At 62.3% G+C, this 13,023-nt stretch carries 10 protein-coding genes; 8 read left to right on the forward strand and 2 right to left on the reverse strand.

The genetic code is table 11. The features are described 5' to 3' along the window. Positions 1–3 precede the first annotated feature (3 nt). From murG to murB, 3 genes are read left to right on the forward strand one after another with little or no spacing between them, the layout of a single operon-like run. The gene (gene murG, locus EV286_RS06690; RefSeq protein WP_132956223.1) at positions 4–1,128 is read left to right on the forward strand and encodes an undecaprenyldiphospho-muramoylpentapeptide beta-N-acetylglucosaminyltransferase; all 1,125 of its coding nucleotides are present in this window, start codon (positions 4–6) and stop codon (positions 1,126–1,128) included. Further along, positions 1,125–2,540, forward strand: coding sequence for a UDP-N-acetylmuramate--L-alanine ligase (gene murC / locus EV286_RS06695; protein ID WP_132956224.1), 1,416 nt, complete (start codon positions 1,125–1,127; stop codon positions 2,538–2,540). The genes murG and murC overlap by 4 nt, the downstream gene beginning before the upstream one ends. Further along, positions 2,537–3,511, forward strand: a complete 975-nt coding sequence (gene murB / locus EV286_RS06700; protein ID WP_132956225.1) for a UDP-N-acetylmuramate dehydrogenase — start codon at positions 2,537–2,539, stop codon at positions 3,509–3,511. The genes murC and murB overlap by 4 nt, the downstream gene beginning before the upstream one ends. A gap of 3 nt (positions 3,512–3,514) precedes the next feature. On the opposite strand, the gene EV286_RS06705 is transcribed toward murB, so the two are convergent. Next, positions 3,515–4,612 carry a metallophosphoesterase gene (locus EV286_RS06705; RefSeq protein WP_245500629.1) on the reverse strand — a complete coding sequence of 366 codons (1,098 nt, stop codon included), beginning with the start codon at positions 4,610–4,612 and terminating at the stop codon, positions 3,515–3,517. Positions 4,613–4,745: 133 nt separating this feature from the next. Beyond that, on the reverse strand, positions 4,746–6,050 hold the full coding sequence (locus EV286_RS06710; protein ID WP_132956227.1) for an MFS transporter: 1,305 nt from the start codon (positions 6,048–6,050) through the stop codon (positions 4,746–4,748). Between the two features lie 491 nt (positions 6,051–6,541). Here EV286_RS06710 and EV286_RS06715 point away from each other — a divergent pair, with 491 nt between their 5' ends. The 5 genes from EV286_RS06715 (at position 6,542) to lpxC (ending at position 12,791) form a co-directional block, all read left to right on the forward strand. After that, positions 6,542–7,465: a D-alanine--D-alanine ligase gene (locus EV286_RS06715; RefSeq protein ID WP_132956228.1), complete on the forward strand. Its 924-nt coding sequence runs from the start codon at positions 6,542–6,544 to the stop codon at positions 7,463–7,465. Continuing rightward, entirely contained in the window at positions 7,453–8,385 is a 933-nt protein-coding gene (locus tag EV286_RS06720) for a cell division protein FtsQ/DivIB (RefSeq protein ID WP_132956229.1), read from the forward strand. The genes EV286_RS06715 and EV286_RS06720 overlap by 13 nt, the downstream gene beginning before the upstream one ends. Continuing rightward, on the forward strand, positions 8,382–9,713 hold the full coding sequence (gene ftsA, locus EV286_RS06725; RefSeq protein ID WP_132956230.1) for a cell division protein FtsA: 1,332 nt from the start codon (positions 8,382–8,384) through the stop codon (positions 9,711–9,713). The genes EV286_RS06720 and ftsA overlap by 4 nt, the downstream gene beginning before the upstream one ends. Before the next feature lie 102 nt (positions 9,714–9,815). Further along, the gene (gene ftsZ / locus EV286_RS06730) at positions 9,816–11,537 is read left to right on the forward strand and encodes a cell division protein FtsZ (protein WP_132956231.1); all 1,722 of its coding nucleotides are present in this window, start codon (positions 9,816–9,818) and stop codon (positions 11,535–11,537) included. A 297-nt stretch (positions 11,538–11,834) separates the two neighbouring features. Continuing rightward, complete coding sequence (lpxC, locus tag EV286_RS06735; protein ID WP_132956232.1) at positions 11,835–12,791, forward strand: UDP-3-O-acyl-N-acetylglucosamine deacetylase; 957 nt, start codon at positions 11,835–11,837, stop codon at positions 12,789–12,791. Positions 12,792–13,023: the final 232 nt, after the last annotated feature.

Genomic DNA, 13,023 nt, shown 5'->3' on the forward strand with positions numbered 1-13,023 from the left:
AAAATGGCCAAGGGCATCATCCTGCTTGCCGCCGGGGGTACCGGCGGCCATGTCTTTCCGGCGGAGGCGCTGGGCTACAAGCTGCGCGAGCGCGGCTTTTCCGTGCACCTCGTCACCGACAGCAGGGCGGAGCGCTTTGCAGGGAAGTTTCCCGCCGATGAGATCCACATCGTCCCGTCGGCCACCATCGGCGGCAAGAACCCGATCAAGATCGCCCGGTCTCTCTGGCGCCTGTGGAGCGGCATCCGGGTGGCGCGCCGGCTGATCGGCCGGCTGAAACCCGATGTCGTCGTCGGCTTCGGTGGCTATCCGACCATTCCGCCGCTGCTGGCAGCAACGCGCATGGGCGTGCCCTCGATGATCCATGAGCAGAATGCCGTCATGGGTCGCGCCAACAAGGCGCTTGCGCCCCGTGTCCAGGCGATCGCCGGCGGGTTCCTGCCCGAGAGTGGCGGCCCATTTCCCGAGAAGACCGTGATAACCGGGAACCCGGTTCGTCCGGCCGTGATCGCTGCGGCTGAACGGCCGTACGTACCCTCTGGCCCAGGCGAGCCGTTCAACCTCGTCGTCTTCGGCGGCAGCCAGGGCGCGCAGTATTTTTCCACGGCCGTCCCGACCGCGATCAGCCTGCTCGACGATGAATATCGGAAGCGGCTGCGGGTGACGCAGCAGGCCCGGCCGGAGGACATGGAGATGGTCGGGGCCTGCGTGCGCCAGCTCGAGATGGGGGCAGAGATCGCGCCCTTCTTCAACGATATGGCGGATCGCATCGCTGCCGCGCATCTCGTCGTCTGCCGTTCCGGGGCTTCGACGGTATCGGAGATCTCCGTAATCGGGCGCCCGGCCATCCTCGTGCCCTATCCCCATGCTCTAGATCACGACCAGGCGGCCAATGCGGCGGCGCTGGCGGCGACCGGGGGCGCGAAGGTCATCCCCCAGGCCGACCTGACGCCGGAGAAGCTTTCAGCCATTCTGCGCACGGCGATGACCGAGCCGGAGCGGCTCGCCCAGATGGCTGCTGCGGCAAAGCAGGCGGGGAGACCGGAAGCTGCGAGCTTGCTTGCCGACATGGTTGAAGCTATTGCGGCGAAGCGTTCAATTTCAGACTTCAAGGGGACACGCGCATGAAAATGCCGAAGGCAATCGGCCTTGTTCACTTCATCGGCATCGGCGGCATCGGCATGAGCGGCATCGCGGAGGTGCTGCATAATCTCGGTCATCGCGTGCAGGGCTCGGACCAATCCGACAGCGCCAACGTGCAGCGGTTGAGGGACAAGGGCATCGAGGTCTTCGTCGGCCATAAGGCGGAAAATCTCGGGGATGCAGAGGTGGTGGTGGTCTCGACGGCGATCAAGCCGAAGAACCCGGAGCTCGCCGCAGCGCGCGAAAAACTGCTTCCAGTCGTGCGTCGCGCGGAAATGCTGGCCGAGCTCATGCGCTTCCGCAATGCGATCGCGATCGGCGGCACGCATGGCAAGACGACGACGACGTCACTGGTTGCCACGCTTCTCGAGGCCGGCGGTCTCGACCCGACCGTCATCAATGGCGGCATCATCAACGCTTACGGCACCAATGCGCGCATGGGCGAGGGCGAGTGGATGGTAGTCGAGGCGGATGAGTCCGACGGTACCTTCCTCAAGCTTCCCGCCGACGTGGCGGTCATCACCAATATCGATCCCGAGCATCTCGATCATTACGGCAGTTTCGATGCGGTGCGTGCCGCCTTCCGGCAGTTCGTCGAGAACGTGCCGTTCTATGGCTTCGGCGTGCTCTGCCTCGATCATCCCGAGGTGCAGGCGCTCGTTTCCCGCATCGAGGACCGCAAGGTGATCACCTATGGCGAGAATCCGCAGGCCGACGTGCGCTTCATGAATGTCCGCATTGACGGCACAACGTCGCTCTTCGACGTAGAGATCCGCAGGCGTCGCACCGGGCAGGTCATCAAGCTCAAGGACCTGGTGATGCCGATGCCGGGTCGCCACAACATCTCTAACGCGACCGCCGCTGTCGCCGTCGCCAACCGCCTCGGCATTTCCAATGAGGCCATCGCGAAGGGCCTTGCTTCCTTCGGCGGCGTCAAGCGCCGCTTCACGCTGACGGGCGAATGGAACGGCGTCAAAATATTCGACGACTACGGCCATCACCCGGTCGAGATCAAGGCTGTATTGAAGGCGGCGCGCGAGGCCTGCGGCGGCCGCATCATCGCCGTCCACCAGCCGCATCGCTTTACCCGGCTTGCGAGCCTCTTCGAAGAATTCGCCGCCTGCTTCAACGACGCCGACAGCATTTTTCTCGCGCCGGTCTACGCGGCAGGGGAAGATCCGATCGAGGGGGCCGATTCCGAGGCACTGGTTGCGCGCATCAAATCCGGTGGCCATCGCGATGCTCGCTACCTTGCATCGCCAGATCTTTTGGCACCAATGATTGCAGAGATTGCACAACCGGGGGATTTTGTGGTTCTGTTGGGGGCTGGGAGCATCACATATTGGGCGGCGGCGCTGCCAAAGGAACTGGAAGCCCTTTCGGGAAAGTCTGAATGAAACAGGTGAATGGGGAAAAGCTTCTCGCGTCTCTGGGAGAGGGCGTAAAGGACATACGGGGCCGGCTGACGCCGGATGCCCCGATGGACCGCGTTACCTGGTTTCGCGCCGGCGGACTGGCGGAGCTCATGTTCCAGCCTCACGACGTCGAGGATCTCGTCGCGTTCCTGAAGATATTGCCGGCCGAAGTGCCGCTGACCGTGGTCGGCATGGGATCCAATATCCTGGTTCGCGACGGCGGCATTCCTGGCATCGTGCTGCGGCTTTCGGCCAAGGGCTTCGGCTCGGTGGAGCTTGCGGGCGAGAACCGCATCGTTGCCGGGGCCATCTGCCCTGACAAGCACGTGGCGGCGATGGCGATGGATAACGGCATCGGCGGCTTTCACTTCTTCTACGGTATTCCGGGTGCCATCGGCGGCGCGGCGCGCATGAATGCAGGCGCCAACGGCTCGGAAACGCGCGATAGGCTCGTCGAGGTGCATGCCGTCGACCGACAGGGCAACCGGCACATCCTTTCCAATGCCGACATGGGCTACAGCTATCGCCATTCCTCGGCGGCGGAAGACCTGATCTTCACCCACGTCATCTTCGAAGGCTATCCCGAGGACCGGGCGAAGATCCGCGCAGACATGGACGCGGTGCGAAACCATCGCGAGACCGTGCAGCCGATCCGCGAGAAGACCGGCGGCTCGACCTTCAAGAACCCGGCCGGCAATTCCGCATGGAAGGTGATCGACGAGGCCGGATGCCGCGGGCTCGTCATTGGCGGGGCGCAGATGTCGTCGCTGCACTGCAATTTCATGATCAACATGGGGCAGGCGACCGGCTACGACCTCGAATATCTCGGCGAGACGGTGCGCCAGAGCGTGTTCGAGCATTCCGGCATCAAGCTGGAATGGGAGATCAAGCGCCTCGGTCTTTTCATGCCTGGCCGCGAGGTGCGTCCCTTCCAGGGCGTGACGTCGGAATAGCGGTCACTTGAAGGTCTTCGCGAATGCGGTGGTGAACTTGACGCCACCGCGGTCGTCGATTGCCTCTCCCAGCACGACATCCATGGTCGTGTCCGTGGCGCGTGCTAGCACAAACCCGCCCATGAAGGCCGCCTTTGCCTTGATGATGTCGATGCCGTTGACCTGATAGGCCATCGGCGTGTCGTGTTCGTGCCCGTGGAAAATGCCGACCACGTTATAGCCACGGATGATGCCGAAGAGTGCGTCACGCTCGGCGTCGTCCCACCAGTGGGGCGTACCGCTGCCGGTGTCGCTGAACGTCCTGTTGGCCGGATCCCAGCGCTCCAGCGAGAACGGGTCCCACCCGTAGTGCTGGAACATCACCACCGGCCGCCCATCGGAGGCATAGAGCGCGAGATCCCGCCTGAGCCATTCGAGGCCGCTTGCGGCGCGCTTGTTGGTATCCCCACCGTAGCGATGCAGCTGGACAAGATGCAGGCCGCCCCAGTTCCACGAATAGCTGTCGGACAAGGTGTCGTAGCTGTCGACCGGCACCAGCGGCTTGAAGAAGACGCTCGGCTTGTGATTGAGTCGGACATAGTCCCGCAGTTCGTCACGATACCAGTCGATCTGCGGTGGATGGCCGTCCTGGTCGAGGTCATGATTGCCGAGCCCGACATAGACTGGATAGTGGATATGGTTGGCGCTCTGGCCCTGTTGGTAGCGGTGCGAGAATTGCAGGAGCTGCGTGCCCTCGCGCGGTTCGGCGGTCTGTCCGCCGCCGTCATCCGTGACATCGCCACAGACGATCACCCCGCGCGGCCTGCCGATAGGCTGCCCGGCTCGGGTGAGGCCGGTCGGCTTGCCGCCTATCTCCGTTGGCCAGCGTTGCTCCGGGATGTTGTTGAGAGCCGCAATGTGGCGCAGGAGATTTGCGTTCGTCTTGCCTTCCGCCTCGCAATTGGGGCTGAGGCCGTCGTCCATGCGGCAGGCGTGTACGTCATTGATGACAAGGAACGTCGCATCCGTTGCCGGTCGGTCCGCCCTGGCGCCGAAGGGCCATGCAAAGGCGAGGCCGGTGCCTAGGCCGCCTCGCATGAAAGAACGTCTCGTGACCGGCATCCGTTTCCTCCACTCCATTCGCACGATGGTAGAAGCGCCGTCAGCAGGGCGCAACGAATTGCCGCTCAGATATGACAAAGCCGCGGATTTTCATCCGCGGCTTCGAGATTTTCAGGGTGTGCCGGTCAGCGACTCAGACTTCCTCGCGCCCGGACAGCAGGATGCATATCAGTGAGATCAGGGCCGCGGCGGCGAGATAGTAGCCGACATAGGTGAGGCTGTAGTTCGTGGCGAGCCAGGTGGCTATGTAAGGCGCCAGCGAAGCGCCGAAGATCCCGCCGAGGTTGAAGGTCATCGAGGCGCCCGTATAGCGGACCGTGGTCGGGAAGGGGGCGGCGAGTGCCGCGCCGATCGGACCATAGGTGAAGCCCATCAGCGCAAGACCGATGATCGAGCAAAGGAATGCACCCAGCAGCCCCGCCGTCAGCAACGACGCGTAGAAGAAACCGAAGATCGCGATCGCGATGGTCGTCAGGCTGAGGATGACGCGACGCGAGTAAAGGTCGGAGAGCCATCCGGACAACGGGATCGTCAGTCCGAAGAAGACGACGCCGACGAGCTGCACCACAAGGAACTGTTCGCGCGAGTAGCCGAGCTTCGTCGTTCCCCAGGATAGGGTGAATACCGTCATGAGGTAGAAGAGCACGAAGGTCGCCACGGCAATGAAGGTGCCGAGGATGAGGCTGCGCAGATGCGACCTGAAGATGACGGCGATCGGAACGGAAACGCGTTCATGCTTGTCGATCGCCCGCTGGAATTCCGGCGTCTCGGTGATCCTGAGGCGGACATAGAGGCCGACCGCAACGAGCGCCAGGCTCGCAACGAAGGGAATGCGCCAGCCGTAGTCAAGGAAAGCCTCGTTGCTCATCGTCTCCGTGAGAATCAGGAAGAAGCCGGCCGACAGGATGAAGCCGATCGGCGCGCCGAGCTGCGGGAACATCGCATACCAGCTGCGCTTGCCGGGAGGCGCGTTCTCCGTGGCGAGCAGCACGGCGCCGCCCCATTCGCCGCCAAGCCCGAGGCCCTGGCCGAAGCGGCACAGTGCGAGGAGCAGGGGAGCGGCCACGCCGATCGCATCATAGCCGGGCAACATTCCGATGAAGACGGTCGAGAGGCCCATGGTCATGAGCGCGGCTACAAGCGTTGCCTTGCGGCCGATCCTGTCGCCGAAATGACCGAAGACGAGCGCGCCGAAGGGGCGGGCGAAGAAGGCGATCGAAAAGGTCGCAAAAGACTGCAGCGTTGCCGAGGTCGGATCGCTTGCCGGGAAGAAGAGATGCGGGAAGACGATGACTGCGGCGGTCGCGTAGACGTAGAAATCGAAGAATTCGATGGTGGTGCCGACCAGGCTCGCTATCAGGACGCGCGCCGGCGAATTCACTTGCGCATCGTTCGAAGAGGCTGGGCTCGGCGATACGGGAGATATCGCGTCTGACATGTTCATTCCATTCAGGATATTAACGGCGCCTTGGGAGGCTCGGCCGGTCTTAACGCAATTTTCGTTCGGCGCAACCGCAAAATCCGCAAGAAAGTAATCAAAATCGGTCGTTCGGGATCGCTCAGTCCTATGGTCCGCGTGGCGATTCTTGCCATCATCCTAAAGTGTGTGGAGGCGTCAACTGACGCTACGTGAACACAGACCTGAAGGCCGCTATTACGCCGCGAAAGGTGGCGACCCCGGAAGACGCGTTGCGGAGCGCGCTCATCTCTTTTGTCTTGCCATTCAGGCAACTCTCTGATTCCATGAGTTAATCCTGATTCGCATGCAAGGTCGTGCCCGACAAGCCGGTTGGCGGTTAACGAAAGTAAACGCTTCATTAACCATAATGTTGTTCTAATGGGTCAAGCGCACTGAGGCCGGATTCGCGGCCTACAAGTCTGGCGCAAGCGTCGAGTTGCAGAGTTCCGGTTTATCCTTTGGGGGTGTTGATGAGTGGCAAGCATGTAGCCGTTCTATTGGGCGGATTTTCCTCGGAGAGGCCCGTGAGCCTTTCTTCGGGAAAGGCTTGCGCGGATGCCCTTGAGGCTGAGGGTTTCAGGGTCACGCGGGTGGATGTCGACCGCGATGTTTCTTCCCAGCTTGCGGTGCTGAAGCCCGACGTGGTCTTCAATGCCCTGCATGGTCCGTTTGGAGAGGACGGGACGATTCAGGGCGTGCTGGAATATCTCCAGATTCCCTATACGCATTCGGGCGTTCTTGCCTCGGCGCTGGCGATGGACAAGTCGCGGGCCAAGCTCGTTGCCGCCGCGGCGGGCATTCCTGTCGCCGAATCCATCGTGATGAGCCGATTCTCGTTTACCTCCGAGCATCCCATGAAGCCTCCCTATGTGGTGAAGCCGGTGCGCGAGGGGTCGAGCTTCGGCGTGGTGATCGTGCAGGAGGATCAGTCGCATCCGCCCCAGATCGTCAGTTCCCCGGAATGGCTCTATGGCGACGAGGTAATCGTCGAGCGCTATATCCCTGGTCGCGAGCTGACCTGTGCGGTGATGGGCGATGTGGCGCTTGGCGTCATCGAGATTGTGCCGCTCGACCACAGTTTCTACGACTATGACGCAAAGTATGTCAAAGGCGGCTCGAGGCACGATCTTCCGGCGAAAATTTCACCGAATATTTACCAAAAAATACAAACAATAGCGTTAAGGGCGCATCAAGCAATCGGTTGTCGCGGGGTTAGTCGATCTGACTTTCGTTTTGACGATCGCCTGTCCGAAGATGGAGTCATCTGGCTGGAAATCAATACGCAGCCGGGTATGACCCCAACCTCCCTTGCGCCTGAAATGGCCGCGCATGCCGGCTATTCGTTTGGTGAATTTCTCCGGTGGATGGTGGAGGACGCATCATGTTCGCGTTGACGGTCAAGAGGATGGTGCGCAGCCGCCATCGCGCCGTCGCGTCCCTGGACGAAGCTGACGACCTGTTCGTCCTGCCGCGTCCGATGCGTCGAATCGTGCGCTTTCTGGTCGGGCTCGGAACGGGCCGCATCGATATTCCGCCGCATGTCGGCACGGTGTCTGCCGTCGCTTTCCTTGCGGCTACGGGTCTTTACGGCATGTCGCTCGGCGGGCACACGGATGTCGTTGCCCAGGCGACGACGGCTGCTGCCGGTTTTGCGATCGAGGACGTCAAGGTCTCGGGCAACGCCGAGACTTCCGAGATCGAAATCCTGCAGTTGATTGGCCTCGACGGCACGACCTCGCTCGTCGCTCTCGATATCGACGCGGCGCGCCAGAAGATTGCCAAGCTTCCCTGGGTGGAAAGCGTCGAAGTCCGGAAGATCTATCCGAAGACGATCGAGGTGAATCTGAAGGAGAGGCAGGCTTTTGCAATCTGGCAGCATGGCTCGGAACTCTCCCTCATCGAGAAGAACGGCAGCGTCATTGCTCCTCTTCGCGATAACAAGTTCTCGTCCCTGCCGCTCTTCGTCGGCCGGGATGCCGAAACGGCTGCGGCCTCCTTCGAGGATCAGTTCGCCAACTGGCCCGATATCCGGGCGCGGGTGAAGGCCTACGTCCGGGTCGCCAGCCGCCGCTGGGACCTGCATCTCGACAACGGCATCGTCGTCAAGCTGCCGGAAGACAATATCGACCATGCTCTCTCCCTGCTGTCGAGGCTCGACAGGGAGGAAAATCTTCTGCAACGCGACATCGCTGCCGTCGATCTTCGCCTCGATGACCGTACGACCATTCAGCTGACGCCGGAGGCGCTGGAGCGCCGCCAGGCGGCTCTCGAGGCAAGAACAAAGGCCTTAAAGAAGGCGGGGCAGAATATATGAGCATATTTGGTTCGTCGCATTTCGGACTGCCCCGACTGAAACCTCTTTCGTCGAAGCGGTCACATATCGTTTCTGTCCTCGATATCGGTTCCACCAAGGTCGTCTGCATGATCGGCCGGCTGACGCCCCGCGAGGAAAGCCAGATTCTTCCGGGCCGCACGCACAATATCGAGGTCATCGGCATCGGCCATCAGCGCTCCCGCGGCATCAAGACCGGCGTCATCGCCGACCTCGATGCAGTCGAAGGCGTCATTCGCCTTGCGGTCGACGCGGCCGAACGCATGGCCGGCCTGACGGTCGAGAGCCTGATCGTCAACGTTTCGGCCGGCCGGCTCGGCAGCGACGTCTATACCGCGACCATCGATCTCGGCGGCCAGGAAGTCGAGAGCAACGACCTCAAGAAGGTGCTGTCAGCCGCATGCCATCAGTCGCTGCGCCAGGACCGCGCCGTACTGCATTCGCTGGCGACAGGTTATTCGCTCGACGGCGAGCGCGGCATCCGCGATCCGCTGGCGATGTTCGGCGACGTTCTCGGCGTGGACATGCATGTGGTCACCGCGGAGCGGGCCGCGCTCAAGAACCTGGAGCTCAGCGTCAACCGGGCACATCTGTCCGTCGAGGGCATGGTCGCGACGCCTTATGCAAGCGGCCTTGCAGCGCTTGTCGACGATGAAGTCGAACTCGGATGCGCCGCAATCGATATGGGCGGCGGCACGACGACGATCTCCGTCTTCGCCGAGGGAAAGCTGGTGCACACGGACGCCGTCGGTCTCGGCGGGCATCATGTGACCACCGACCTTGCGCGCGGACTTTCGACGCGTATCGAGGACGCGGAGCGACTGAAGGCGGTCCATGCCTCAGCGCTGCCGAATTCCTCCGATGAGCGCGAGCTGATTTCCATTCCGCCGATCGGCGAGGACGATCGCGATCAGCCGTCGCAGGTGCCCAAGGCGCTTGTCTCGCGGATCGTGCGCGCCCGCATTGAGGAGACGCTTGAACTGATCCGCGACCGCATCCAGCGCTCCGGTTTCAGCCCGATCGTCGGCAAGCGCGTCGTGCTGACGGGCGGTGCAAGCCAGTTGACCGGCCTGCCGGAAGTGGCGCGCCGCATCCTGGCCCGCAATGTCCGGATCGGTCGCCCGATGGGCGTTTCGGGCCTGCCGACGGCGGCGAAGGGTCCGGCATTTTCAACTGCGGTCGGCCTGATGATTTATCCGCAGGTCGCGGACATGGAGACACATGCGGCGGGAAGCGGTCTGCTCTCGTCGCTTGGGGGAAGTAGCAGTCGGATTGCCCGCGTCGGGCACTGGCTGAAGGAGAGTTTTTAGTCGCATGAGCCCGGCCGCTGCGGCGGTTTTCGGACAAGGCGATGAAAATCGAGTGAATTGGCCGGCGTGGCGATGCGGCCATAAAGAGAAGGAACGGGTACCATGACAATCAAGCTGCAGAAGCCAGATATCACTGAGCTGAAGCCCCGCATCACCGTGTTCGGCGTCGGCGGCGGTGGCGGCAACGCCGTCAACAACATGATCACGGCCGGCCTCCAGGGCGTCGATTTCGTCGTCGCCAATACGGACGCACAGGCACTGACGATGACCAAGGCCGAGCGCATCATCCAGCTCGGCGTCAATGTCACCGAAGGCCTCGGCGCCGGTTCTCAGCCGGAAGTCGGTCGCGCAGCCGCTGAAGAATGCATCGACGAAATCGTCGATCATCTGAACGGTACCCACATGTGCTTCGTCACCGCCGGCATGGGCGGCGGCACCGGCACGGGCGCGGCTCCGGTCGTCGCGCAGGCAGCCCGCAATAAGGGTATCCTAACGGTGGGCGTCGTGACCAAGCCGTTCCATTTCGAAGGCGGCCGGCGCATGCGCCTCGCCGAAATGGGCATCCAGGAACTGCAGAAGTCGGTCGACACGCTGATCGTCATCCCGAATCAGAACCTCTTCCGCATTGCCAACGACAAGACGACCTTCGCCGACGCCTTCGCGATGGCCGACCAGGTTCTCTATTCGGGCGTTGCCTGCATCACCGACCTGATGGTGAAGGAAGGTCTCATCAACCTCGACTTCGCCGACGTCCGCTCGGTCATGCGTGAAATGGGTCGTGCGATGATGGGTACGGGCGAGGCTTCCGGCCAGGGCCGTGCGATGCAGGCTGCGGAAGCGGCGATCGCCAATCCGCTGCTCGACGAGACCTCGATGAAGGGTGCGCAGGGCCTCCTGATCTCCATCACCGGCGGTCGCGACCTGACCCTCTTCGAAGTCGACGAAGCGGCAACCCGCATCCGCGAGGAAGTCGATCCGGACGCAAACATCATTCTCGGTGCTACCTTCGACGAATCGCTCGAGGGCATCATCCGCGTGTCGGTGGTCGCAACCGGTATCGATCGGGCCCTCAACCAAGCGGCTGACAAGAACATGGACTTCCGTCCGGTCAGCAGGCCGGCTGTGCGTCCCGCCGCGGCCGTTGCTCCGGCAGCGGCCGCTGTTCAGCCTGCACCCGTAGCGCAGGCACCGAAGGCTGTGGTGGATCCGATCGCCCAGACCATCCGCCAGGCGGAAGCCGATCTTGAGCGCGAACTCGAGATCCCGTCCCAGCGTGCGGCCGCTCCGGTGCAGCAACAGCCGATGCGTGACGACACTTTCCGTCCGCAGAGCAGGATCTTCGCCGGCGCCCCGGCAGAAGCTCCCGCACCGGTTCGTGTAGCTCCGGTCCAGACAGCTCCGGTTGCAAGCCAGCCGGTCCAGCAGATGGTCAGCCAGCCTGCCGCCCCGCTGCAGCAGCCGATCATCCGCCAGGTCGTCGAACAGGTCCGGATGCCCAAGGTGGAAGACTTCCCGCCCGTCGTGCAGGCCGAGATGGACCACCGTGCCCAGCCGGCGCCGCACGTCGAGGAGCGCGGCCCGATGGGTCTGCTGAAGCGAATCACCAATTCGCTCGGCCGCCGCGAAGAGGAAGTGGCTCCGGAAATGACCTCGGCACCGGCGGCTGCCTCCCAGCAGCGCCGCCCGCTCTCACCGGAGGCGAGCCTCTACGCACCGCGTCGCGGCCAGCTTGACGATCAGGGTCGCGCAGTGCCGCAGGCACGCATGACGCACGAGGACGACCAGCTGGAAATCCCGGCCTTCCTGCGCCGGCAATCCAACTGAGCGACGTAGAATCAAAGTTGTGGACGCCCGGGGCTTCACCCCGGGCGTTCCTGTTTTCAGGGTGGTGCAGAAAGCGCTAATTGGTGAGGTTAATCAAAGGGCTGGCTTCGTTACAAAGCGAAAGAAACAGTGATTTGGAATGCGCGGCCCCCGCACGTATGAATGTAACCGAAGTACCGGGAATCTTTTGGCTAAAAGGAAATCCGGCAAGGGTGTTACAGCAGGGTCGGCATCGAAGCGCCATTTTCATGGGCAGGCGCCTCGGCCCCAGCTGCAGAGAGTGAAGGCAGAGTTTACATGGCAATTGGTTTGCTAGGGTTCCAGACGACTATCGCACAGCCGGTTACGCTTTCGGGCATCGGCGTTCATTCGGGCGTAGACGTCTCGATAACCTTCTACCCGGCGGAGGCCGAAAGCGGCGTCGTTTTCCAGCGTATGCACGAGAACGGCGAGATCACGGAACTGAAGGCGGTTTCGTCGCAGGTCGGCAACACGGACCTCTGCACGGTGCTCGGCTTTTCCCCGGCACGCTCTGTCGCAACCGTCGAGCATGTCATGGCGGCGATCTATGCATCCGGTCTCGACAATGTCACCGTCGAGGTCAACGGCGCCGAGATGCCGATCATGGACGGAAGCTCGATTCCCTTTATCGATGCCATCGAACAGGCCGGCATCGTTTCGCTCGGCGTGAAGCGCCGCTACATCCGCGTGGTCAAGCCGGTGCGCTTCGAGGCAGGCGGTTCCTGGAGCGAATTTCGTCCCTATGACGGCACGCGCTTTGAGGTTGAGATCGACTTCGATTGCCCGTTGATCGGCCGCCAGAAGTGGGAAGGCGACCTGACGGCGTCGACCTTCAAGACGGAGCTTTCGCGAGCTCGCACTTTCGGCTTCATGCGGGACGTCGAGCGCCTCTGGGCGTCCGGTCATGCACTGGGCTCTTCGCTTGAGAATTCCGTCGTCATTTCCGACGACAACACGGTCATCAATGTCGAGGGCCTGCGTTATTCGGGCGACGAATTCGTTCGCCACAAGACCTTGGATGCGGTCGGCGACCTTGCGCTTGCTGGTGCCCAGTTCATCGGTTGCTATCGATCCTACCGCGGTGGTCACAAGATGAACGCCAATGCACTGAAGGCGCTGCTCAGCGATCCCACTGCCTATGAAGTCGTGGAAACGTCGGCTCCTCGCCAGCGTGTCGCGGTCAGGGAATTCATCCCCGTGAACGCTCCGGAATTCGCTCCCTGGTCGGCCTGACCTCCAGTATTCTCTAAGGCCAGGGCCGCCTCTTCCGGGAGGCGGCATTTTTTTAGCCGCACGTTCGATTCTCGCAATAGCCCGATCGATTCGCCTCGGCGAGGGGTCCCGACGCATCAGGCGTTGGATAAGCCCGACATAGAGCCGCCGCTGCCACAAAAATGCGTTATTGCATCATCATTGCGTTGCTCTCACGGTGCGTTTATGGCTAGAAACGCCTGCGAGGGTGGTC

The organism is Rhizobium sp. BK251, assembly GCF_004345245.1.
Lineage (GTDB): Bacteria > Pseudomonadota > Alphaproteobacteria > Rhizobiales > Rhizobiaceae > Rhizobium.